General features: G+C 62.4%; 23 protein-coding genes. 11 read left to right on the top strand and 12 right to left on the bottom strand.

The features are described from left to right. Window positions 1–47: 47 nt before the first annotated feature. The 5 genes from urtB (at window position 48) to NKI08_RS00665 (ending at window position 4,831) form a co-directional block, all read left to right on the top strand. Window positions 48–1,664: an urea ABC transporter permease subunit UrtB gene (urtB, locus tag NKI08_RS00685; protein WP_352766667.1), complete on the top strand. Its 1,617-nt coding sequence runs from the start codon at window positions 48–50 to the stop codon at window positions 1,662–1,664. Then, window positions 1,661–2,893: an urea ABC transporter permease subunit UrtC gene (gene urtC / locus NKI08_RS00680; protein ID WP_352766665.1), complete on the top strand. Its 1,233-nt coding sequence runs from the start codon at window positions 1,661–1,663 to the stop codon at window positions 2,891–2,893. Before urtB ends, urtC begins: the two co-directional genes overlap by 4 nt. A gap of 7 nt (window positions 2,894–2,900) precedes the next feature. Beyond that, window positions 2,901–3,647 (top strand): urea ABC transporter ATP-binding protein UrtD, encoded by a 747-nt coding sequence (gene urtD / locus NKI08_RS00675; protein ID WP_023674855.1) that lies wholly within the window; start codon window positions 2,901–2,903, stop codon window positions 3,645–3,647. A gap of 70 nt (window positions 3,648–3,717) precedes the next feature. Then, window positions 3,718–4,413 carry an urea ABC transporter ATP-binding subunit UrtE gene (gene urtE / locus NKI08_RS00670; protein WP_126041867.1) on the top strand — a complete coding sequence of 232 codons (696 nt, stop codon included), beginning with the start codon at window positions 3,718–3,720 and terminating at the stop codon, window positions 4,411–4,413. Between the two features lie 217 nt (window positions 4,414–4,630). Continuing rightward, the gene (locus NKI08_RS00665; protein ID WP_023674857.1) at window positions 4,631–4,831 is read left to right on the top strand and encodes a hypothetical protein; all 201 of its coding nucleotides are present in this window, start codon (window positions 4,631–4,633) and stop codon (window positions 4,829–4,831) included. 45 nt (window positions 4,832–4,876) lie between these two features. On the opposite strand, the gene NKI08_RS00660 is transcribed toward NKI08_RS00665, so the two are convergent. The 9 genes from NKI08_RS00660 to NKI08_RS00620 all read right to left on the bottom strand — a co-directional run bounded on the left by NKI08_RS00660 (window position 4,877) and on the right by NKI08_RS00620 (window position 12,472). After that, on the bottom strand, window positions 4,877–5,683 hold the full coding sequence (locus NKI08_RS00660) for a DUF72 domain-containing protein (RefSeq protein WP_352682901.1): 807 nt from the start codon (window positions 5,681–5,683) through the stop codon (window positions 4,877–4,879). A 28-nt stretch (window positions 5,684–5,711) separates the two neighbouring features. Then, window positions 5,712–6,182, bottom strand: a complete 471-nt coding sequence (locus NKI08_RS00655; protein ID WP_352766663.1) for a GNAT family N-acetyltransferase — start codon at window positions 6,180–6,182, stop codon at window positions 5,712–5,714. After that, complete coding sequence (locus NKI08_RS00650; RefSeq protein WP_352568738.1) at window positions 6,179–6,589, bottom strand: DUF302 domain-containing protein; 411 nt, start codon at window positions 6,587–6,589, stop codon at window positions 6,179–6,181. Before NKI08_RS00650 ends, NKI08_RS00655 begins: the two co-directional genes overlap by 4 nt. Further along, a complete protein-coding gene (uvrA, locus tag NKI08_RS00645) occupies window positions 6,589–9,510 on the bottom strand; it encodes an excinuclease ABC subunit UvrA (RefSeq protein WP_352766661.1) in 2,922 nt (973 codons plus the stop codon). The genes NKI08_RS00650 and uvrA overlap by 1 nt, the downstream gene beginning before the upstream one ends. Before the next feature lie 696 nt (window positions 9,511–10,206). Then, window positions 10,207–10,503, bottom strand: coding sequence for a hypothetical protein (locus tag NKI08_RS00640; protein ID WP_352766962.1), 297 nt, complete (start codon window positions 10,501–10,503; stop codon window positions 10,207–10,209). Between the two features lie 93 nt (window positions 10,504–10,596). Continuing rightward, window positions 10,597–11,202: an ATP-dependent Clp protease proteolytic subunit gene (locus NKI08_RS00635; protein WP_352455702.1), complete on the bottom strand. Its 606-nt coding sequence runs from the start codon at window positions 11,200–11,202 to the stop codon at window positions 10,597–10,599. A 26-nt stretch (window positions 11,203–11,228) separates the two neighbouring features. Further along, window positions 11,229–11,753 carry an SRPBCC family protein gene (locus tag NKI08_RS00630; RefSeq protein WP_352613767.1) on the bottom strand — a complete coding sequence of 175 codons (525 nt, stop codon included), beginning with the start codon at window positions 11,751–11,753 and terminating at the stop codon, window positions 11,229–11,231. Further along, window positions 11,750–12,064 carry an ArsR/SmtB family transcription factor gene (locus NKI08_RS00625; protein WP_352448759.1) on the bottom strand — a complete coding sequence of 105 codons (315 nt, stop codon included), beginning with the start codon at window positions 12,062–12,064 and terminating at the stop codon, window positions 11,750–11,752. Before NKI08_RS00625 ends, NKI08_RS00630 begins: the two co-directional genes overlap by 4 nt. Before the next feature lie 81 nt (window positions 12,065–12,145). Continuing rightward, window positions 12,146–12,472: a cupin domain-containing protein gene (locus NKI08_RS00620; RefSeq protein ID WP_352766960.1), complete on the bottom strand. Its 327-nt coding sequence runs from the start codon at window positions 12,470–12,472 to the stop codon at window positions 12,146–12,148. A gap of 271 nt (window positions 12,473–12,743) precedes the next feature. On the opposite strand from NKI08_RS00620, the gene NKI08_RS00615 reads away from it, so the two are divergent. Continuing rightward, window positions 12,744–13,256, top strand: a complete 513-nt coding sequence (locus tag NKI08_RS00615) for a single-stranded DNA-binding protein (protein ID WP_352448761.1) — start codon at window positions 12,744–12,746, stop codon at window positions 13,254–13,256. A gap of 124 nt (window positions 13,257–13,380) precedes the next feature. Next, window positions 13,381–13,806: an OsmC family protein gene (locus NKI08_RS00610; RefSeq protein ID WP_352766659.1), complete on the top strand. Its 426-nt coding sequence runs from the start codon at window positions 13,381–13,383 to the stop codon at window positions 13,804–13,806. A gap of 8 nt (window positions 13,807–13,814) precedes the next feature. On the opposite strand, the gene NKI08_RS00605 is transcribed toward NKI08_RS00610, so the two are convergent. Both NKI08_RS00605 and NKI08_RS00600 read right to left on the bottom strand, forming a co-directional pair. Then, window positions 13,815–14,444, bottom strand: coding sequence for a MarC family protein (locus tag NKI08_RS00605; protein ID WP_352766657.1), 630 nt, complete (start codon window positions 14,442–14,444; stop codon window positions 13,815–13,817). 74 nt (window positions 14,445–14,518) lie between these two features. Continuing rightward, on the bottom strand, window positions 14,519–15,049 hold the full coding sequence (locus NKI08_RS00600; protein ID WP_352471699.1) for a hypothetical protein: 531 nt from the start codon (window positions 15,047–15,049) through the stop codon (window positions 14,519–14,521). Between the two features lie 86 nt (window positions 15,050–15,135). On the opposite strand from NKI08_RS00600, the gene NKI08_RS00595 reads away from it, so the two are divergent. Both NKI08_RS00595 and gyrA read left to right on the top strand, forming a co-directional pair. Continuing rightward, window positions 15,136–15,963, top strand: coding sequence for a helix-turn-helix transcriptional regulator (locus NKI08_RS00595; protein WP_352766655.1), 828 nt, complete (start codon window positions 15,136–15,138; stop codon window positions 15,961–15,963). Between the two features lie 149 nt (window positions 15,964–16,112). After that, window positions 16,113–18,917, top strand: a complete 2,805-nt coding sequence (gene gyrA, locus NKI08_RS00590) for a DNA gyrase subunit A (RefSeq protein ID WP_352471697.1) — start codon at window positions 16,113–16,115, stop codon at window positions 18,915–18,917. Window positions 18,918–18,970: 53 nt separating this feature from the next. Here the strand turns inward: gyrA and NKI08_RS00585 are convergent, their stop codons facing one another. Next, window positions 18,971–19,123 carry a hypothetical protein gene (locus NKI08_RS00585; protein WP_352540595.1) on the bottom strand — a complete coding sequence of 51 codons (153 nt, stop codon included), beginning with the start codon at window positions 19,121–19,123 and terminating at the stop codon, window positions 18,971–18,973. Window positions 19,124–19,318: 195 nt separating this feature from the next. Between NKI08_RS00585 and coaD the strand changes: the two genes are divergently transcribed. Together coaD and NKI08_RS00575 are read left to right on the top strand one after the other, a co-directional pair. Then, complete coding sequence (gene coaD, locus NKI08_RS00580; RefSeq protein ID WP_352448768.1) at window positions 19,319–19,819, top strand: pantetheine-phosphate adenylyltransferase; 501 nt, start codon at window positions 19,319–19,321, stop codon at window positions 19,817–19,819. Between the two features lie 75 nt (window positions 19,820–19,894). Continuing rightward, window positions 19,895–20,485, top strand: coding sequence for a peptidylprolyl isomerase (locus NKI08_RS00575; protein WP_352766653.1), 591 nt, complete (start codon window positions 19,895–19,897; stop codon window positions 20,483–20,485). The last annotated feature ends 8 nt before the right edge of the window (window positions 20,486–20,493 follow it).

Here is a 20,493-nt window from a genome sequence, read left to right as displayed (position 1 = left end):
AGCCTGCCCGGAGGCGACATTCAATCTTCAAGAGCCACCAGAAACCAATGATCCTGATCCGCGCGATTGGCCTGATGCTGCTCCTTCTCCTGGGGACGCTGCTGCCGTCGAACGCCAGCGAAGCAGATCTGCGCGTGGTCATCGCCAAATTCGCCACCGCCGCCAATTTTCCGGCGATAGAAGCCGTGGTGCGCGAGCTTGCGGCTTCCGGCGATCCGGCCGTAGAACGGCCGCTTGCCGCGCTTGCGGAGGGCAGCCTTTACGTGCGCAAGGCCGATTCACTGGTCTTTGTCGGCAAGGAGAGCGGCGACGGTATCGAGCTGCTCGATGCGCTCACCGGCGAAAGATCGGGCGAAGCTGCCAAGGCCGACATCACCAAGATCAAGGTCAACAACACGCTGCGCCGCGTCATTCGCGATGCGTTGGGCACGCTGACGCTCGGCTCCAAGGACCCGGCCGTGCGGATTGCCGCCGCCGACACAATGTTCAAGACGCCGGACGCGGCAAACATCGAGTCGCTCGACACCGCGATCGCCAATGAGAGCGTGGCAAACGTCAAGGCGCTGCTCGAACAGGCCCGCGCCGCGTCGGTTCTCGTTTCAGACAGGCCGGAGGCCGACAAGCTGGCGGCTATCGCGCTCATCGGTGCGCGCGGCGACCGCGATGCGGTGTCGCTGCTCACGTCGGTAGAGGCCAGTTCCGAAGGTGCGGTGAAGGACGCGGCGACCGCGGCGATCGCCGACATCAATTCGACGCTGGCGCTGTGGGATGCCGGCCAGAACATCTGGTACGGCATATCGCTCGGATCGGTGCTGCTGCTGGCGGCGATTGGCCTTGCCATCACCTTCGGCGTCATGGGCGTCATCAACATGGCGCATGGCGAGATGGTCATGCTCGGCGCCTACACGACCTTCGTCGTGCAGGAGGTTATTCGCAATTCCTTTCCCGGCCTGTTCGACTGGTCGCTGGTCATCGCCCTGCCGCTGGCCTTCCTGGTGGCGGCGCTCGTCGGCCTTGTCATCGAGCGCGGGCTGATCCGCTATCTCTACGGTCGGCCGCTGGAAACCCTGCTGGCGACATGGGGTGTGTCGCTGATCCTGCAGCAGGCCGTACGCACCATCTTCGGGCCGACCAACCAGGAGGTAGGCAACCCGTCATGGATGTCCGGCTCGTTCAATATCGGCCAGCTTGCCGTGACCTGGAACCGGCTCTGGATCCTGGTATTCGCGCTCGGCGTGTTCGCGGTGCTGCTCTACGTGATGAAACGCACGCCCTGGGGGCTGCAGATGCGTGCCGTCACCGCCAATCGCCGCATGGCTGCCTCGATGGGCATCAGGACGCCTTGGGTCGATGCGCTAACGTTTGCACTCGGCTCCGGCATTGCCGGCATCGCCGGTGTCGCGCTCAGCCAGATCGACAACGTCTCGCCCAATCTCGGCCGCGGCTACATCATCGACAGCTTCATGGTCGTCGTTTTCGGCGGTGTCGGCAATCTCTGGGGCACGCTGGTCGGCGCTTTCTCGCTCGGCATCGTCAACAAGTTCCTCGAGCCTTATGCCGGAGCAGTGCTCGGCAAGATTGTCGTCCTGGTGCTGATCATCCTGTTCATCCAGAAACGCCCGCGCGGTCTGTTCGCGCTAAAGGGCAGGTCGGTGGAAGCATGATCACGGGACGCTTGTTTGCCGCCGGCGCCGACCGCCGTGTCGCCATCACCATCTTCATCCTGCTGGTGGTTGCAATCGTCGTGCCGCTGCTCAATCTTGCGGTCTCGCCGACAAGTGCGTTTTACGTGCCGTCCTATATCGTCGCGCTCACCGGCAAATACCTCTGCTATGCACTGCTCGCCTTGGCGCTCGATCTCGTCTGGGGCTATTGCGGCATCCTCTCGCTCGGCCACGGCGCCTTCTTCGCACTCGGCGGCTATGCGATGGGCATGTATCTGATGCGCCAGATCGGCTCGCGCGGCGTGTACGGCAATCCGCTGCTGCCGGATTTCATGGTGTTCCTTAACTACAAGGAATTGCCATGGTTCTGGCATGGCTTCGACCACTTCTGGTTTGCCGCGGTCATGGTGCTTGCGGTGCCCGGCCTGCTCGCCTTCGTCTTCGGCTGGTTTGCCTTCCGCAGCCGCGTCACCGGCGTCTATCTGTCGATCATCACCCAGGCGATGACCTATGCGCTGCTGCTTGCCTTTTTCCGCAACGACATGGGTTTCGGCGGCAATAACGGCCTGACCGATTTCAAGGACATTTTAGGCTTCAACGTGCAGGCCGACATGACACGCTCGGCGCTGTTCGCGGCCAGCGCCGTCATGCTGGCGCTCGCCGTCTTCGTCACCTGGGCAATCGTCGGTTCCAAATATGGCAAGCTTTTAATGGCGGTGCGCGACGCCGAAAGCCGTACGCGCTTCCTCGGCTGGCGGGCGGAGAACGTCAAACTGTTCGCGTTCACCGTGTCGGCGGTGATGGCCGGCATCGCCGGTGCGCTTTACGTGCCGCAGGTCGGCATCATCAACCCTGGCGAATTCGAGCCGTCCAATTCGATCGAGGTGGTGGTGTGGGCGGCCGTCGGCGGGCGCGGCACCATCGTCGGGCCGATCATCGGCGCGCTTCTGGTCAATGCCGGTAAATCCTGGTTCACCGGCGTGCTGCCTGAATTCTGGCTGTTTGCGCTGGGCGGACTGTTTGTCGCCGTCACGCTGTTCCTGCCCAAGGGCATCATCGGCATGTGGGATTCCTGGCGCGGCAACGCCAAGGCGCTGCGGGCGGCCTCGGTTGTCGAGGAAGCCGGCATCGATCCCGATGCGCCGGTGCCGTCGAAAACCGACCGCTCGGCGGCGAGAAGGCCGGGCGACTGGTCGGCCTCCGGCGCCGAACCGCAGCCGGCGGAGTGATGGCCTGATGTCGAAGAGCAACACCATCCTCTATCTCGACGGCGTGTCAGTTTCCTTCGACGGGTTTCGCGCCATCAACAACCTTTCACTGGTGCTCGACAAGGGCGAGATGCGGGCGATCATCGGCCCCAACGGCGCCGGAAAGACGACGATGATGGACATCGTCACCGGCAAGACGCGGCCCGACGCGGGTGAAGTTTTCTTCAACGGTGAGGTCGACCTGACCAAACACGACGAGGCCGAAATCGCCATGATGGGCATCGGCCGTAAATTCCAGAAGCCGACCGTCTTCGAAAGCCACACGATCGAGGACAATCTGATGCTGGCGCTGAAAGGCCCGCGCTCGATCTTCCCGGCACTGTTCCATCGTCGCTCGGCCGCGGACGTGCGGCAGATCGACGACATCCTCGGCATCATCCGGCTTGGCGACAAGCGTGACGAACTCGCCGCCAATCTGAGCCACGGCCAAAAGCAATGGCTCGAGATCGGCATGCTTCTGGCGCAGGATCCGAAGCTGCTGCTGGTCGACGAACCGGTTGCCGGCATGACCGACGCCGAGACCGAGGAAACCGCGCGGCTGCTCCGGGATATCGCGCGCGACCATTCTGTCATCGTCGTCGAGCACGACATGCATTTCGTGCGCGAGCTCGGCGTCAAGGTCACCTGCCTGCACGAAGGCTCGGTGCTTTCCGAGGGCAGTCTCGACTTCGTTTCGGCCGACGAGCGCGTCGTCGAAGTCTATCTGGGGAGATGAACATGGTCTGGCGCGTTCCGTTCCATCATTTCGACCTTTCGTTCTTCACGCGTTGGAGAAAGCGCTGACCATGCTCGAAGTCTCCAATGCCACGCTGCATTACGGCGCTGCCCAGGCGCTGCGCGGCGTCTCGCTGAAGGCCGGCGCCGGCAAGATCACCTGCGTGCTCGGCCGCAACGGCGTCGGCAAGACCAGTTTGATGAGATCGATCGTCGGCCATCACCGGCTGACGAGCGGAAGCGTTGCCTTCGAGGGGAAGGCGCTCGACCGGAGCGCGGCGTATGATCGCGCCCGGTCGGGCATCGCATTCGTGCCGCAGGGCAGGGAGATATTTCCGCTGCTTACGGTGCGGGAAAACCTCGAATCGGGTTTTGCGCCGTTGAAGCGCGCCGATCGCAACATTCCCGGTCACGTCTTCGAATTGTTTCCGGTGCTGAAGCAGATGCTCGCGCGCCGCGGCGGCGATCTTTCCGGCGGCCAGCAGCAGCAGCTTGCCATCGGCAGGGCGCTGGTGATGCGGCCGAAGCTGCTGGTGCTCGACGAGCCGACCGAAGGCATCCAGCCGTCGATCATCAAGGACATCGGCCGCGCCATCCGCTATCTGCGCGACCAGGCCGGCATCGCCGTGCTTCTGGTCGAACAATATCTCGACTTCTGCCGGGAATTGGCCGACGAGGTCAACATCATGGACCGCGGTCAGATCGTCCATACCGGCCCCGCCGAGGATCTCGACCGGGCGGACGTCCGCAAATTCCTGACTGTCTGAATTCTTATTGATTCCATTACTTTGCAACTCTGGCGCGCCGAAGATTGCGTGCTAGATTTTGCTTGGCCTTGGTGAGTCGGCCGCTTTCCGTAGCAGTTCCAATTTGGCAGATCAGGGGAAGGCGCGGGCCGCGCCGGCACGCTTGCGCGCAAGCCGTTCCCTTCCAGCGATCTGTTGTCGTCCAACATTTCGGGTGCTTGGGAGCCAGGGCCAGACGATGGAGCGCTATGTCGAGGACTACCAGAAACGACGGCTCACGGAGCGCGTCGATATCCTGACAGCCATCAACATTCTGAAATCGCAGGGGTATGACCACGACGAACTCATCGCGGAGATCACCAAGGTCTTCTATGTCGATCTCGATGCCTTTAACGAGATCGTCAGGGTTGATCGGCGTCCGGACGAACGCGCCGCATAGCCGGTAGTTTAGGACCAAGCCAGGCGGACCACCGACAGCGGGGCGTCAGCCTGCGACCCGCTTCATCAGCGCGATGGCGCCGAATGGAGCGCGGACCTTGCCCTCTGTGATGAAGTAGACGAACACGTCGCGTGGCTTGACCGGCGCGTCGGTTGAAGGATCGGCGCGCGACAGGTCGGCCGGCACCTTGCCTTCCGCCCAGGTTTTTGCGCGCGCCGCCCATTCGTCGAGCGCCTTTGGCGTGTAGCAATCGGGATTGTCGTCGCTGCCGGTCTGCAGCCGCGCATAGATGAAATCGCCGGTAACGTCGGCAATCCCCGGATATTTGGCGTGGTCGGCATAGACGATGGCGGCCTTGTGCTTTCGCGCCAAGGCGGCGAACTCCGGCACGATGAAGCTGTCGTTGCGCACCTCGACCGCGTGGCGAAGCGCAACGCCGTCCTGCTTTTCCGGCAACAGCTTGAGGAAGGCCTCGAAATCGTCCGGGTCGAATTTCTTGGTCGGCGCGAACTGCCACAGGATCGGCCCGAGCTTGTCGCCAAGTGCCGCGACGCCCGACCCGAGGAAGCGCATGATCGATTCCCCGGCCTCGCCGAGCACGCGGCGGTTGGTGACGAAGCGGTTGCCCTTCAGCGAATAGACGAAACCATCCGGCGCCTCGTTGGCCCATTTGACGAAGGTCGGCTCCTTGAAGCTCGAATAATAGGTGCCGTTGACCTCGATAGTGGGCACCTGCCGGCTGGCATAATGCAGTTGCTTGGCCTTTGACAATTTGTCAGGGTAGAAGGACGTGTCCCACGGCTCGAAGGTCCAGCCGCCCATACCGGCGCGGATTGTTCCTGATTGAGTCATGGTCGTCCTCCCGGTTTGCAGAAAAGGATCACGCGATGGCGGTCGTCTCGACGGCTTTCGCCATGTCGACGACCGTCCATCCTGGCCGATATGGATTGGGCCGGCGATCCGTTTCGCGAAAGCCGTAGGCCTTATACAACGAAACGTTCCGTTCCATTCTGGCATTGGTGTAGAGTCGGATTTCCGGCAAGCTCCACAAGCGCGTCTGTTGCTCGGCCCAGTCGAGCAGCCCGATGCCGAAACCCTTGCCCTGAAAGGCGGGCGCAACGGCGACGCTGAAGATCATTGTATGGTCCGCATGTCGTTCGAGAACGATCAAGCCGGCCGGCTGTCCGTCCTGCTCCGAAAGCCAGACCTCGCCGCGTTCTATGCGCGGCGCATAGTCCTCGGTGACGGGGATCGGCGGCGCTCCGAACAGGGCAGTGTAGGGCGCGTAGGCGTCGGTGGTAAGCGAGATCACCGTGGGGAGATCATCGGCCCGAGCGGCTCTCATGATCAAAACTGGCCCGCGCCGGCAGCGGCCGCAATCACCTTGTCCATGCCGGCCGCTATCGCGGCGACGGCATTGCGACTGGCGTCGCCCAAGCCGTGGCGCTCAGCGAGCCAGTGCGCGTCATTGTAGGAGAGCCAGACCTTGCCTTGCTCGTCCTCCCAAGCCAGTGCCTTGACCGGCAGATCGATGCCGGCAAGCTGCCGGTCCTGCATCAGCGGCGTCCCGCCTTTCGGGTTGCCAAAAATCAGAAGCTGGGTCGGACGCAGGGAAGCTTCGACACTGCGCGCACCGGCGGCGTGGTCAATGCGGGCGAAGACCAGCAATCCTGCACCTTCCACAGTCCCGACCAGGCGATCGATCGTCTCGGCCACGCCGAAGCGGCTTTGGACCGTGATGAGACCGTTCTTTGCCATCACTCCGCCGCTTCGCGCTTGCCTCCGGGGCGCCGCTCCAGCAATTCCCTCAAGAACTGGCCGGTATAGCTGCGTTTTTCGCGGACGATGTCCTCCGGCGTGCCGGACGCCACCAGCTCACCGCCGCCGTCACCACCTTCGGGGCCAAGATCGAGTACCCAGTCAGCCGTCTTGATCACCTCGAGATTGTGCTCGATGACGACGACCGTGTTGCCCTGGTCGACCAGCTCGTGCAGCACTTCGAGCAGCTTGGCTACGTCGTGGAAATGCAGGCCGGTGGTTGGCTCGTCGAGGATGTAGAGCGTCTTGCCGGTCGCCTTGCGTGATAGTTCCTTGGCGAGCTTGATGCGCTGCGCCTCGCCGCCCGACAAAGTCGTTGCCTGCTGGCCAACATGGATGTAGCCGAGGCCGACCCGTTTCAGCGTCTCCAGCTTGTCGCGCACGCCGGGCACGGCGGCGAAGAAATCGACGCCTTCTTCGACCGTCATGTCGAGAACGTCGGCGATCGATTTGCCCTTGAACAGGACGTCGAGCGTCTCGCGATTGTAACGCTTGCCGTGGCAAACGTCGCAGGTGACGTAGACATCGGGCAGGAAGTGCATCTCGATCTTGATGACGCCATCGCCCTGGCAGGCTTCGCAGCGGCCGCCCTTGACGTTGAACGAGAAGCGGCCCGGCTGGTAGCCGCGCGCCTTGGCCTCCGGCAGGCCGGCGAACCAGTCGCGGATCGGCGTGAAGGCGCCGGTATAGGTGGCGGGGTTGGAGCGCGGGGTGCGCCCGATCGGCGACTGGTCGATGTCGATGACCTTGTCGAGGAATTCCAACCCCTCGATGCGGTCGTGCTCGGCCGGATGCTCGCGCGAGCCCATGATGCGGCGCGACGCCGCCTTGAACAGGGTCTCGATCAGGAAGGTCGACTTGCCGCCGCCGGATACGCCGGTGACGGCGGTAAACGTGCCGAGCGGGATTTCGGCGGTGACGTTCTTCAGGTTGTTGCCGCGCGCGCCGACGACCTTCAGCCGGCGGTTCTTCTTGGCCTCGCGGCGCCGTGCCGGCGTCGCCACTTCGAGCTCGCCCGACAGGTATTTGCCGGTGATCGAAGCGGGCGTCGCCATGATCTGCTGCGGCGTGCCCTGGGCGATGATGTGGCCGCCATGGATGCCGGCCGCCGGGCCGATATCGACGACGTAGTCGGCATGCAGGATGGCGTCCTCGTCATGCTCGACGACGATGACCGTGTTGCCGATGTCGCGCAGATGCTTCAGCGTGTCGAGCAGGCGGGCGTTGTCGCGCTGGTGCAGACCGATCGACGGCTCGTCCAGCACGTAAAGTACGCCGGTCAGGCCGGAGCCGATCTGCGAGGCAAGACGGATGCGCTGGCTCTCACCGCCCGACAACGTGCCGGAGTTGCGCGACAGCGTCAAATAGTCGAGACCGACATCGTTGAGGAAGCGCAGCCGCTCCCGGATTTCCTTGAGCACGCGCACCGCAATCTCGTTCTGCTTGTCGTTGAGCGAAGCGGGCAGATCGGTGAACCACTGGTCGGCCTTGCGGATGGACAGCTCGGTGACCTCGCCAATGTGCTTGCCGGCGATCTTGACCGCGAGCGCCTCGGGCTTCAGCCGATAGCCGCGGCAGGCCGGGCAGGGCGTGGCCGACATGAAGCGCTCGATCTCCTCGCGCATCCAGGCGGATTCCGTTTCCTTCCAGCGGCGCTCAAGGTTGGGGATGACGCCCTCGAAGGTTTTCGTCGTCTTGTAGGAGCGCAGGCCGTCATCGTAATGGAAGGTGATTTCGCGCTCGCCGGTGCCGTGCAGGACGGCTTGCTTTGCCTCCTCGCTCAAATCCTTGAACTTGTCGCCGAGCTTGAAGCCATAGGCGACGCCCAGCGCTTCCAGCGTCTGCGCATAGTAGGGCGAGCTCGACTTCGCCCAAGGGCTGACGGCGCCGGCGCGCAGCGAGACATTCTCGTCGGGCACGACCAGGCTGGCATCAATGGCGCGTTGGCTGCCGAGCCCGTCGCAGGTCGGGCAGGCGCCGAACGGATTGTTGAAGGAGAACAGCCTGGGCTCGATCTCGGGAATGGTGAAGCCGGACACCGGGCAGGCGAACTTTTCCGAGAACAGCATGCGTTCATGCGTCTCGTTCTTCGATTTGTTGACCGAATCCTCGCCGGTCTGGCTGGCGTCGAGCGGCTTGTCGGCAAATTCCGCCACCGCCAGCCCGTCGGCCAGCTTCAGCGCGGTCTCGATGGAATCGGCGAGCCGCGTCGCCAGATCGCCGCGCACGACGATGCGGTCGACGACGACGTCGATGTCGTGCTTGTACTTCTTGTCCAGCGCCGGCACGTCGGCGATCTCATAGAAGACGCCATCGACCTTGACGCGCTGAAAACCCTTCTTCTGCAGCTCCAGCAGTTCCTTGCGGTACTCGCCTTTGCGGCCGCGCACCATCGGCGCCAGAATGAACAGCCGGGTGCCTTCCTCGACAGCAAGCACCCGGTCGACCATCTGCGAGACCGTCTGGCTCTCGATCGGCAGGCCGGTGGCCGGCGAATAGGGTACACCGACGCGGGCGAACAAAAGCCGCATATAATCGTAGATCTCGGTGACGGTGCCGACCGTCGAACGAGGGTTCTTCGAGGTGGTCTTCTGCTCGATGGAGATGGCTGGCGACAGGCCGTCGATCTGGTCGACGTCCGGCTTCTGCATCATTTCGAGGAATTGCCGTGCATAGGCCGAAAGGCTCTCGACATAGCGGCGCTGGCCCTCGGCGTAGATGGTGTCGAAGGCAAGCGACGACTTGCCCGACCCCGACAGGCCGGTCATGACGATCAGGCTGTCACGCGGCAGGTCGAGATCGACATTCTTCAGATTGTGTTCGCGTGCCCCGCGAATGGAGAGATATTTATGGTCGGCCATCGCCGGTCGCCGCCTCAGAATCTGGAATTCGTGGGATGGGCGGGTTTTCCCGACCACCCCCTATGTAGGTAATTTCGCCGCCTTTTCGAGAGACGCCACAACTCTCGACCAAAGCGTTTAACCGCCTTTCGCGCGAACGGGCAAGCGGAAAGAACAAAGGCCGAACACGCTCCTGACAAAAGCTGCCCGTGAGGCCGGCTTCCCAAAGCGTCTCGCGATCACATTTTTCGGCAACCCGGCTATTCAAGGTTGACGTCCCCGTGTCATGGGGGCAGACTCCAATTGTCAACGAAGCCGGCCGTCTTTCGATGGCCTCGCGGCCTAGGGCTAGCCTGCGAGACGCCGCGGGTTATGCGATGAGCGCTTCGACGACAGTCGCAACGAATAGAAGGAGAGCAGAGGCATGACTCCACCGGATTGTTCCTTGAGGCTCCACGTGTCGCTGGAGCCGCGGCAGGTATAAGTAGCCAGGTCAGGCGTTTAGCGCTACCTGCCCACGTTGACCTGCCGATCCCCACAACAATCAGAGACTGCTAGTCGGATCGTCGGCTGAACGCCGCGAAGCATCCGAAGTAAAAAGCCGGCAGTACACTCCCGGCAATTTGGATTTCAGATCCAAGAAGCCCCGTCAGTTGCAAAAGCAATGGCGGGGCTGTTCGTTTGAAGCCCAATATTTGTGGTTCACACCAGGCGAACTTAGCGGCTGGAGGGCCTGATCCCGCCGGTAGCGACATCGATGGTGATGCTGCCGGAAATCCGAACGTCGGTATCGCCAATCTTGAAGGTGCCGTTGCCGTTGCCTGGAGCCACGTCGTCAGGCTCAGGCTGCGGCGCTGGCTCGGGGATGCGATAATCGCTGGTCACACCGGGCAGGGCGCCCTTTTGCGAAGACGTCGAATTATCTTGGGCAAGTGCCATACCCACCAGTATGTTCGTGCCGGCAACGGTGGCGACGGCAAGGCATAACACGCTGGATAAACGGTTCGCGATCATCACCGGACTATAGTGCGGCGATAGCGCCGAAGCCAGACCAACGGCGCTGAAAGTTGCCGGCGCCCATATCGCTCAGTTCCGTTGGAAGGTGCCTCATGCGGCCTGCTTGCGAGTGTCGAAAACATGGTCGACGAGGCCCCAATCCTTGGCCTCCTGCGCGGTCATGAAAAAGTCGCGGTCGAGCGTGCGTTCCACTTCTTCGTAGGTGCGGCCGCAATGGCGGGCGTAAAGATCGGTCATGCGCCGCTTGGTGCGAAGGATGCCCTCGGCATGGCGCTGGATATCGGAGGCCTGGCCCTGGAAACCGCCGAGAGGCTGATGCAGCACGATGCTGGTGTTGGGTAGCGCGATGCGCCGCCCCGGCGTGCCCGCCATCAAAAGGAACGAGGCCATCGAGGCGGCGAAGCCCATACAAACGGTGGAGACCGGGCAGCTGATATACTGCATCGTATCGTAGATGGCGAAACCGCTGGTCACCACGCCGCCCGGCGAGTTGATGTAGAGCGAGACCTCCTTGTCGGGATTGTCGGATTCCAACGACAGAAGCTGGGCGCAGACCAGCGCTGAGGTGCCGTCATCGATCGGGCCGTTGATGAAGACGATGCGCTCGCGCAGCAGCCGCGAAAATATGTCGAAGGCACGTTCGCCGCGGCTCGACTGCTCGATCACCATCGGCACCAGATTGGCAAGGCCGCTCATCGGTTGTCTCCGTTGACTGTTGTCGTTCAGGCCGCGCGCAGGAAGAGGCGCGGGGTGTTTGCGGCGATCTGCTTGTGCCTGGGAGTGCGCGCTTCAAAGGAAAGCCGGCAACCGGCGCCTGCCATCGCGATCTCCGGCACTGCTGCCCGAGCAAAACCATCATGGACGATGCGCAGATGCGTGCCGCCGGAAACGGTGCGGTCGAGCGTAAAGGTGACGATGCTGTCCACTGGGCTGTCGTTCATTGCGCTGTCCAGGGGACCGCCGGGCGGCACCTGCGTATCGCCGGGCGCCGGCCGCTCCCGCCAGGAATAGCGCAGCAGCCGTCCGGGATCCGCGTCGAGGATTTCGCACTCGATCGGCGCATTCGGCGCTTTAAAGGCAAAGCGGTTGCCGATTTCGGGCTTGATGTCGTTCGGCATCATCCAGGCCGCGAGCAGGTCCGGCACCGTCAGCGCCCGCCACACCTTTTCCGGCGGTTCGGGCAGCTCGCACTCGAACTCGATCTTGTCTGCGGCCATTTCGGCGCGTTCTTTGCCTCGGTTGGTCATTGGTCCATGTCCTTCAAAACCGTCTTGAGCCTTTCGATGCGCTCTGGCCAGAACGCACGGTAGCGTTCGATCCAGCCGAGCAGTGGCGCAAGCCCCTTCGGATCGACGCGGTAATAGGCGTTGCGACCGGCCCGGCGCTCGACCACGAGGCCGGCGCCGCGCAGCACTGCGAGATGTTGCGATACCGCCGGCTGCGATACCGGTATGCCAGTGCGCAGTTCCGACACCGTCATCTCGCCGTCGGCGAGCCGCTCATAGACGGCGCGACGCGTTGGATCCGCCAGTGCCCGAAAAATGTCTGCTTCGATCATGCCGAAAGCATAAGTCAATACTTATCGGTTTGGCAAGCCGTGTTTTTAAGACAGGCGGTGTTTTTTAAGACAGACGAGGTTTTACAAACTCGCTGGAAGCCAGCGTCTCACCATGTCGGGGGATCCGTTGAACGTCGCCTCGAAAACTGGTGACGCGAGCACAGCATGAATATGAAGCAATTCGAAGCCGACGTTTCGGAAGCCATGTTGCCTGTGCGCGGCGACAACAAGCGACTGTCCGGCAGTCAAGACGAGATGCTCTTCGTCGATCCACATCTCGGCCCTGCCAGCGATGACGGTAAGCACTTCCTCGACCGGGTGCCAATGTGTCGGGGCGCCAACCGCGGGTTCGACCCATTGTTCGAATATGCAAAGTTGAGTTGCGCCGTTGCAGGCCGAGACATGCATGCGGGTCTTTACTCCCGTCCGCCACTCTTCTTGCGGCTGATCGTCATGCGCAACCATCTTCATGCGTTCGCCTCGATCCCATGGTCTGTGGAAATTCGACGCCAAGACACTACTTCTTACTGACAACTATTGACAGTGCAGGGCCTCTCCTGTAGAACGAAAAGAGAACAAAAACCTTGTGGGAAAAGGCAGCGACGGCAGGCAGGGATTGTCCATAGCCTGTAAGGTGCGGCGACAAAAATTCGGTTTCGGATGAGCGCGGAGAAGTATCATGGCGGGTAGCGTCAACAAGGTCATTCTGGTGGGCAACCTCGGGGCGGACCCTGAAATCCGCCGCCTGAATTCGGGTGACCCGGTCGTCAACATCCGCATCGCGACGTCGGAAAGCTGGCGCGACAAGACGTCCGGAGAGCGCAAGGAAAAGACCGAGTGGCACAATGTCGTGATCTTCAACGACCAGATCGCCAAGGTGGCCGAGCAGTATCTGAAGAAGGGCATGAAGGTCTATGTCGAGGGCCAGCTGCAGACGCGCAAATGGCAGGACCAGACCGGCAATGACCGCTATACGACCGAAATCGTGTTGCAGAAATTCCGCGGCGAGCTGCAGATGCTCGATGCGCGGGGCGAGGGCGGCGGCCAAGTCGGCAACTATGCCGGTGGTGGTGCGAGCCGCGGTTCCGATTTCGGCCAGTCCGGCCCGGGCGAAAGTTTCAATCGCGGTGGCGCCAACAAGGGCGGCGGCGGTGGTTCGTCGCGCGAGCTGGACGACGAAATCCCGTTCTGATTTTCTCGGGGCGGACTGCCCTTGCGGCGAAAAGCGCCGGCACCTTGGTCACGAAATGGCGTCCCGAAAATCTGTCTTGGATTTTCGGGACGTTGTGCGTTTGAGCGGTGAAAGGACGTATCAGGTGAAGGCAAGGGTCAAATGGGTCGAGGAGCGCACTTTCGTTGGCGAGTCCGCCAATGGGCACAAGCTGGTGCTAGGCACTGCGTTCGGGCCGGAGGGCAAGACGCCGGGGCCGAGCCCAATGGAACTGGTGCTGATCGGCACTGGCGGCTGCTCCGCCTATGACGTGGTCCATATCCTCGAAAAGGGGCGCGAGGCGGTCGAAGATTGCGTGGTCGAACTCGATGCCGACCGTGCAGAAGCCGATCCCAGGGTGTTCACCCGCATTCACATGCATTTTGTCATCAAGGGCCGGGCGCTATCACACGACAAGGTGAAGCGGGCGATCGGGCTTTCGATCGAGAAATACTGCTCGGCCTCGGCAATGATGGCCAAGACTGCCGAGATTACCCACGACTTCGAAGTCATTGAAACGACAGCGAAGTAGGGCTGTTCCTACGTCGCCATCAGCGCCTTGATGCCGTCGGCGACGAACTGTACGGCGAGCGCCGCCAGGATGACGCCGAGCAGCCTTGTCAGGATCGAACGGCCGGTTTGGCCGAGGATACGGTCAATGCGCTCTGACAGCACGAACACCAGGTAGGTGATGACGAGGCAGATGGCGATGATGCCGACAAGCGCTGTCTGCGCGCCTAAACCCTGAAACGAGCTTGAGAGCAGGACGGTCGCCGAAATCGCGCCGGGACCGGCAATAAGCGGGATCGCCAGCGGAAAGGCGGCGATGTTGTGGATCATGTCCCTGGTGATGGCGACGTCGCCGATCTTCTCCTTGCGGTCCTGCCGGCGCTCGAACACCATTTCGAAGGCGATGAAAAACAGCAGAAAGCTGCCGGCGACGCGGAAGGCCGGCAGAGTGATGCCGAAGACTGACAGGATCGACGCGCCGGCGATTGCGAACAACGCCATTACCAGGAAGGCGATGACCGAGGCGCGCACGGAGACCTGGTTGCGCTCCTCGCGGTTCATGCCGCGGGTCACGGCGAGGAAGAGCGGCGCCAGGCCGGGCGGATCGATCGTCACCAGTATGGTGACGAAGGCGTTGAACAGGCTGTCGAAGCTCGGCATGCTGACCCTCCCCGCCGGCAAAGCCGGATAACGGGATTGGTAGAGCAAAGCGGAGCCAGTGGAAACCGTGCGGATCAGGGGCTGACGGCCCGGCGCGCCAGAAACTCGACTTCAAGACGCCAGGTAGCGCCGTCGTCCTGTGAGCGTTCGCCCAGCCAGCGGAACGAATTTTCGGTGATGCGCGAAAAGCTCCAGCGCACAGCAGATCCGGTGCCGTCTGCGCCTTGCTGGATGATGGTGTCGCCCTCGGCACGGCCGAGCTGGCGGCTGTAGTACTGATTGCGCGGATCGCTCCAGAAGATGTGCCAGGCGTCAACGCCGGGATCGTAGACGCGCAACGTCGTGCCATAGAAGGTCCATTTGCCGAGCGAGGGCGAGGGGCCGGCGTCACGGGCAGGCAGGATCCATACGTCCTGGATCGCGCGGCCTTCGAGCACCCAGCCGAAATGCACTTCGCCGCGCCCGGTCAGCACCTGACCGTCCTCGAGATGGCGCGTGGCGTCGAACGTCCAGGCGCCGACGAAGCGGCCATAAAGATTCAGTTTCTCGGCAAGGGCCGGTACGGGCCCATCGCTGTGCAGGACCTTGGCAAAGGAATTGGACATGGCTTCGCTCTCATCTTGTCAGGAGACCGGCAAGCATAGAGGCCGACAGGGGTTCTGCGCTTGGGAAAAGTTGCTATGTTTCGGCGATGACGACGAGCGCGCACAGGCTGGCGTCGGGCCGAGGCTGGCAGGTGTCGGATGTCATCTGCACCGCCAGCGCCGCCGACAGGCCATTCGAGGAGGAGCATCGGGATTTCTGCGTTGCCGCCGTAACCAACGGCACCTTCCGCTATCGTGCGCGCGAGGGCACGGCGATGCTGGCGCCAGGCGCGCTCCTGCTCGGCAATCCCGGCACATGCTACGAATGCGGGCACGAGCATGGCGCCGGCGACCGTTGCCTCTCCTTCCATTTCGGACCGGCCTATATGGAGCGGATCGTCGCCGACGTGCCGGGCGCCAAGACGCTCGATTTCGGCACGCCGCGCCTGCCGCCCTTGCCGGCGCTGGTGTCGCTGCTTGCCGAAGCAGAGGCGGCGCGCGAGATGGCCGACACCGGCGCGTTCGAGGAACTCGCCCTGCGCATTGCCGGTGCCGCGGTAACAGCGGCTTGCAGCGCTACGGATCGGGGACGGACGCCGAGCCGCCGTGACCAGAAGCGTGTCGCCGAAGCGGTGCGGCGCATCGAAGTCGATGCCGACCGGCCGATCTCGCTTGCCGAACTCGCCGACGAGACCGCCACCAGCCCTTACCATTTCCTGCGCACCTTCCGGCACGTTGCCGGTATGACGCCCTACCAATTCCTGCTGAGAGCGCGGCTGCACAGGGCAGCCGTGCGTCTGCGGACGTCGGATCGGACGATTTCGGCGATTGCCTTTTCGGCGGGATTCAACGATCTATCAACCTTCAATCGCCGTTTCCGGCGGCTGATGGGCGAGGCGCCGGGTACTTATCGCGCCCGCCGGCGAGGCCCGTGAAAATGGTGCCACGGCCATATCGTCGCAATTGGTTTATCCTTTTGAATTTGCCGCTAAAAACCACACTGGAAAACTGCCGCGATTGTTGGAGTTTCAGGCTGGCTTCCTATATAAGCACCAAGTGATTCCTGATTAGATTGTGATCCGATTTGACCGACCAAAAGACACCGCGCGGCGCCGACGGCGGCCCCACCGGCATCGAGCCGATATCCATCATCGAGGAGATGCAGCGCTCCTATCTCGACTACGCCATGAGCGTGATCGTCAGCCGCGCGCTGCCGGACGTGCGCGATGGCCTCAAGCCGGTGCATCGCCGCATCCTCTACGCCGCCTATGAGAGCGGCTATCACTGGAACCGCAAATATGTGAAATCGGCACGCCCGGTCGCCGACGTGATGGGTAAATACCATCCGCATGGCGACGCCTCTATCTACGACGCTTTGGTGCGCATGGCGCAGGATTGGTCGCTGCGCGTGCCGCTGATCGACGGGCAGGGCAATTTCGGCTCGATCGACGGCGATCCGCCGGCGGCGATGCGCTACACGGAATCGCGGCTGACCAAGGTCGCGCATGAGTTGCTGGAAGACATCGACAAGGACACCGTCGATTTCCAGGACACTTACGATGCGTCCGGCAGCGAACCGAAAGTCCTGCCGGCGCGCTTTCCGAACCTGTTGGTCAATGGCTCCGGCGGTATCGCCGTCGGCATGGCCACCAACATCCCGCCGCACAATCTGGGCGAGGTCTGCAACGGCGCCATTGCCCTCATCGATAATCCGGCGATCGACCTTCCGGCGCTGATGGAGATTATTCCGGGACCGGATTTCCCGACCGGCGGCATCGTGCTTGGCCGCTCCGGCATCTACAGCGCCTATTCGACCGGCCGCGGCTCCATCGTCATGCGCGGCCGCGTCAACGTCGAGGCGCGCGGCAACGATCGTGAATCGATCGTCATCACCGAGGTTCCCTATCAGGTGAACAAGGCGTCGATGATCGAGAAGATGGCCGAGTTGGTGCGCGACAAGCGCATCGAAGGCATTTCCGACATTCGCGACGAGAGCGACCGCCAGGGCTACCGCGTCGTCATCGAACTGAAGCGCGACGCGGTCGCCGATGTCATCCTCAACCAGCTTTACCGCTTCACCCCGCTGCAGACGTCCTTCGGCGCCAACATGGTGGCACTGAACGGCGGCAAGCCGGAATTGCTGACTCTGACCGACATGCTGAAGGCATTCGTCGCCTTCCGTGAGGAGGTGATCAGCCGGCGCACGAAGTTCCTGCTGCGCAAGGCGCGCGACCGCGCCCATGTGCTGGTCGGCCTTGCCATCGCTGTTGCCAACATCGATGAAGTCATCAAGCTGATTCGCAGCGCTCCGGACCCGCAGACGGCGCGCGAGCAGTTGATGGAGCGGCGCTGGCCTTCGGGCGACGTGGAATCGCTGATTCTTCTGATCGACGACCCGCGCCATCGCATCAACGAGGACGGTACCTACAATCTCTCCGAGGAGCAGGCGCGCGCCATCCTCGAACTCCGCCTGCAGCGCCTGACCGCGCTCGGCCGCGACGAGATCGCCGACGAGCTGAACACGATCGGCGACGAGATCAAGGACTACCTGGACATCCTCTCGTCGCGCGCCCGCGTCCAGCAGATCGTCAAGGACGAGCTCATCGCCGTGCGCGACGAGTTCGGCACGCCGCGCCGTACCGAGCTCGCCGAGGGCGGGGCGGACATGGAAGACGAGGACCTGATCCAGCGCGAGGACATGGTCGTCACGGTCAGCCATTCCGGCTACATCAAGCGCGTGCCGCTGTCGCTCTACCGGGCGCAGCGCCGCGGCGGCAAGGGCCGCTCCGGCATGTCGACCAAGGAAGAGGATTTCGTCACCCGGCTGTTCGTGGCCAACACGCACACGCCGGTGCTGTTCTTCTCCTCGCGCGGCATCGTCTACAAGGAAAAGGTCTGGCGCCTGCCGATCGGCAACCCGCAATCGCGCGGCAAAGCGCTGATCAATATGCTGCCGCTCGAACAGGGCGAGCGCATCACCACGATCATGCCGCTGCCGGAGGATGAGACGAGTTGGGGCGAGCTCGACGTCATGTTTGCCACCACGCGCGGTACCGTGCGCCGCAACAAGCTGTCGGACTTCGTCCAGGTCAACCGCAACGGCAAGATCGCCATGAAGCTGGACGAGGAAGGCGACGAGATCCTCGGCGTCGAGACCTGCACCGACAATGACGACGTGCTTTTGACGGCAAGTTCCGGCCAGTGCATCCGCTTTCCGGTTAGCGACGTACGCGTCTTCCAGAGCCGCAATTCGGTCGGCGTGCGCGGCATTGCGATGGCCGATGGCGACCGGGTGATCTCGATGGCGGTGATCGAGCATGTCGATGCGCCGCCGGCGGAGCGTGCCGCCTACCTCAAGCGGGTGGTGGCCGAACGCCGGCTCGCTGCTGACATCGCGGCCGGCGAGGAGGAAGAAATCCAGCTCACCAATGAAGAGGTCGGCGAAGAGGCAGAGCTTTCCGACGACCGCTATGAATTCCTCAAGGCGCACGAGCAGTTCGTGTTGACGGTGACGGAATATGGCTACGGCAAGCGTTCATCGTCCTACGATTTCCGCCTGACTGGCCGTGGCGGCAAGGGTATTCGCGCCACCGACGTCTCGAAAACGGCCGAAATCGGCCGCCTGGTGGCGACCTTCCCGGTCGGCAATGACGATCAGATCATGCTGGTTTCGGATGGCGGCACCGTTATCCGTGTTCCAGTGAACGGCATTCGTTTCGCCAGCCGCGCCACCAAGGGCGTTACCATCTTCAATACCGCAGAGGGCGAGAAGGTCGTTTCGGTGGAGCGAATTTCAGAACCGCAAGCGGATGAAGAGATCGAAGAGAATGCTGAAAGCGGCGCTGTTGCCGATGCCGATGGTAGGGAGCCCGATACTTCCGTCGAGTGAGTTTGGCACGACGACGCCAGCCCTGTGGGCCGGCGTGTGAAGACACCCGCAATCTAGAAGCGGCGATAAGGCCTGCGGTTGCCGAAGCCTTCGAACCGCTTGGTATTGGCCTTGGCGCGGACGCGCTGTGCTTCCTGATGCAACCCGAATACGGTGGCGATCAGCATGGCGACGGTCATTGCGGTGGCGAGCATGTAGATCAGCATGTGCGTGTTCTCCTGCGCCTAACAACGATTAGATGGGTGTTTGGTTTCATCTCCTGCAGCTGCAACTTAGTGAACACTGCGTGAAGCTGTTGTGAGCGGCACATTCATCTGTCGTTCACGTCGGCCAAAAGGTTCACGGCGCGGGCTGGCGATCGGATTTGCCTTTAGGAGAGAGGCTCGCTAGAAGCACCTGCCATGACCGAACGCATCGCCCTTTATGCCGGCTCTTTCGACCCGCTGACCAACGGCCATCTCGACGTGCTGAAGGCGTCGCTGGCCGTGGCGGATACAATCTATGCGGCGATCGGCATCCATCCCGGCAAGAAGCCGTTGTTTTCCTTCGAGGAACGGGTTGGCCTGATCGAAACGGCCGCGAAGGCAGAATTCGGCAGCGACGGTGCGCGTATCAAAGTAGTCGCCTTCGACGGGTTGGTAATCGACGCGGCCAGGAAGCATGGCGCCTCGATCATGATCCGCGGCCTGCGCGACGGCACCGACCTTGACTATGAGATGCAGATGGCCGGCATGAACGAGACCATGGCGCCGGAGCTGCAGACGGTGTTCCTGCCCGCCAGCCCTTCAGTGCGCACCATTACCGCCACACTTGTGCGCCAGATAGCTTCGATGGGAGGCGACATCCGCCCCTTCGTGCCGGCGGCCGTGGCCGGCGCGCTCACCGCCAAATTCGCGAAATAAAATGCATGTCACCCAAAGTGGAACCCGGCTTTGGGTAACGACATGCATGAACGAAGATATTCGGAGAAAGATCCCATGCAGCTGAAAAAGCTTGCCTTCTTGCTTGCCGTGCTTGCCGGTCTTGTGACCGCATCCGTGTCGGCCTTTGCCGCCGATCCGGAAAACACCATGATCGTAACGCTGAAGGACGGCGACGTGACCATCGCGCTGAGGCCCGACCTTGCGCCGAAGCACGTCGCGCAGATCAAAAAGCTGGTGCGCCAGGGCGCCTACGACAACGTCGCCTTTCACCGCGTCATCGACGGCTTCATGGCGCAGACCGGCGACGTCAAGTTCGGCAACATGAAGAGCGGCTTCAATGCCGACGCTGTCGGCACCGGCGGCTCCGATCTTCCTGACCTGCCGGCCGAATTCTCCAGCACCGAGCACTACCAGCGCGGCGTGGTCGGCATGGCCCGCTCCGACGATCCGAATTCCGCCAATTCGCAATTCTTCATCATATTCGCGCCGGCACCGCCGCTCGATGGCCAGTACACCATCGTTGGCAATGTCGTCAGCGGCATGGAGTTGGTGGACCACATCAAGAAAGGCGACGAGGCGCAGAACGGGACGGTGACCGACCCCGATCGCATGATCAAGGTGCGCATCGCCGCGGACGGCAAGTAACCCCAATT

Source organism: Mesorhizobium sp. M0768, assembly GCF_040320195.1.
In the GTDB taxonomy this organism is placed as follows: Bacteria; Pseudomonadota; Alphaproteobacteria; order Rhizobiales; family Rhizobiaceae; genus Mesorhizobium.
The sequence above is the reverse complement of the archived record's forward strand: the minus strand, read 5'-3'. Positions and strand labels throughout refer to the sequence as shown.

Excerpts from the sequence above, each read along its gene's own strand:
- urtB (WP_352766667.1), top strand. The coding sequence starts at position 48 with ATGATCCTGATCCGCGCGATTGGCCTGATGCTGCTCCTTCTCCTGGGG.
- NKI08_RS00630 (WP_352613767.1), bottom strand. The coding sequence starts at position 11,753 with ATGACCAACCGAGGCAAAGAACGCGCCGAAATGGCCGCAGACAAGATC.
- NKI08_RS00605 (WP_352766657.1), bottom strand. The coding sequence starts at position 14,444 with ATGCCGAGCTTCGACAGCCTGTTCAACGCCTTCGTCACCATACTGGTG.
- urtC (WP_352766665.1), top strand. The coding sequence starts at position 1,661 with ATGATCACGGGACGCTTGTTTGCCGCCGGCGCCGACCGCCGTGTCGCC.
- NKI08_RS00640 (WP_352766962.1), bottom strand. The coding sequence starts at position 10,503 with ATGATCGCGAACCGTTTATCCAGCGTGTTATGCCTTGCCGTCGCCACC.
- NKI08_RS00575 (WP_352766653.1), top strand. The coding sequence starts at position 19,895 with ATGCAGCTGAAAAAGCTTGCCTTCTTGCTTGCCGTGCTTGCCGGTCTT.
- NKI08_RS00620 (WP_352766960.1), bottom strand. The coding sequence starts at position 12,472 with ATGCATGTCTCGGCCTGCAACGGCGCAACTCAACTTTGCATATTCGAA.
- NKI08_RS00660 (WP_352682901.1), bottom strand. The coding sequence starts at position 5,683 with ATGACTCAATCAGGAACAATCCGCGCCGGTATGGGCGGCTGGACCTTC.
- NKI08_RS00665 (WP_023674857.1), top strand. The coding sequence starts at position 4,631 with ATGGAGCGCTATGTCGAGGACTACCAGAAACGACGGCTCACGGAGCGC.
- NKI08_RS00625 (WP_352448759.1), bottom strand. The coding sequence starts at position 12,064 with ATGATCGAAGCAGACATTTTTCGGGCACTGGCGGATCCAACGCGTCGC.
- NKI08_RS00595 (WP_352766655.1), top strand. The coding sequence starts at position 15,136 with ATGACGACGAGCGCGCACAGGCTGGCGTCGGGCCGAGGCTGGCAGGTG.
- NKI08_RS00600 (WP_352471699.1), bottom strand. The coding sequence starts at position 15,049 with ATGTCCAATTCCTTTGCCAAGGTCCTGCACAGCGATGGGCCCGTACCG.
- urtD (WP_023674855.1), top strand. The coding sequence starts at position 2,901 with ATGTCGAAGAGCAACACCATCCTCTATCTCGACGGCGTGTCAGTTTCC.
- NKI08_RS00615 (WP_352448761.1), top strand. The coding sequence starts at position 12,744 with ATGGCGGGTAGCGTCAACAAGGTCATTCTGGTGGGCAACCTCGGGGCG.
- NKI08_RS00635 (WP_352455702.1), bottom strand. The coding sequence starts at position 11,202 with ATGAGCGGCCTTGCCAATCTGGTGCCGATGGTGATCGAGCAGTCGAGC.
- NKI08_RS00650 (WP_352568738.1), bottom strand. The coding sequence starts at position 6,589 with ATGGCAAAGAACGGTCTCATCACGGTCCAAAGCCGCTTCGGCGTGGCC.
- uvrA (WP_352766661.1), bottom strand. The coding sequence starts at position 9,510 with ATGGCCGACCATAAATATCTCTCCATTCGCGGGGCACGCGAACACAAT.
- urtE (WP_126041867.1), top strand. The coding sequence starts at position 3,718 with ATGCTCGAAGTCTCCAATGCCACGCTGCATTACGGCGCTGCCCAGGCG.
- NKI08_RS00585 (WP_352540595.1), bottom strand. The coding sequence starts at position 19,123 with ATGCTGATCTACATGCTCGCCACCGCAATGACCGTCGCCATGCTGATC.
- coaD (WP_352448768.1), top strand. The coding sequence starts at position 19,319 with ATGACCGAACGCATCGCCCTTTATGCCGGCTCTTTCGACCCGCTGACC.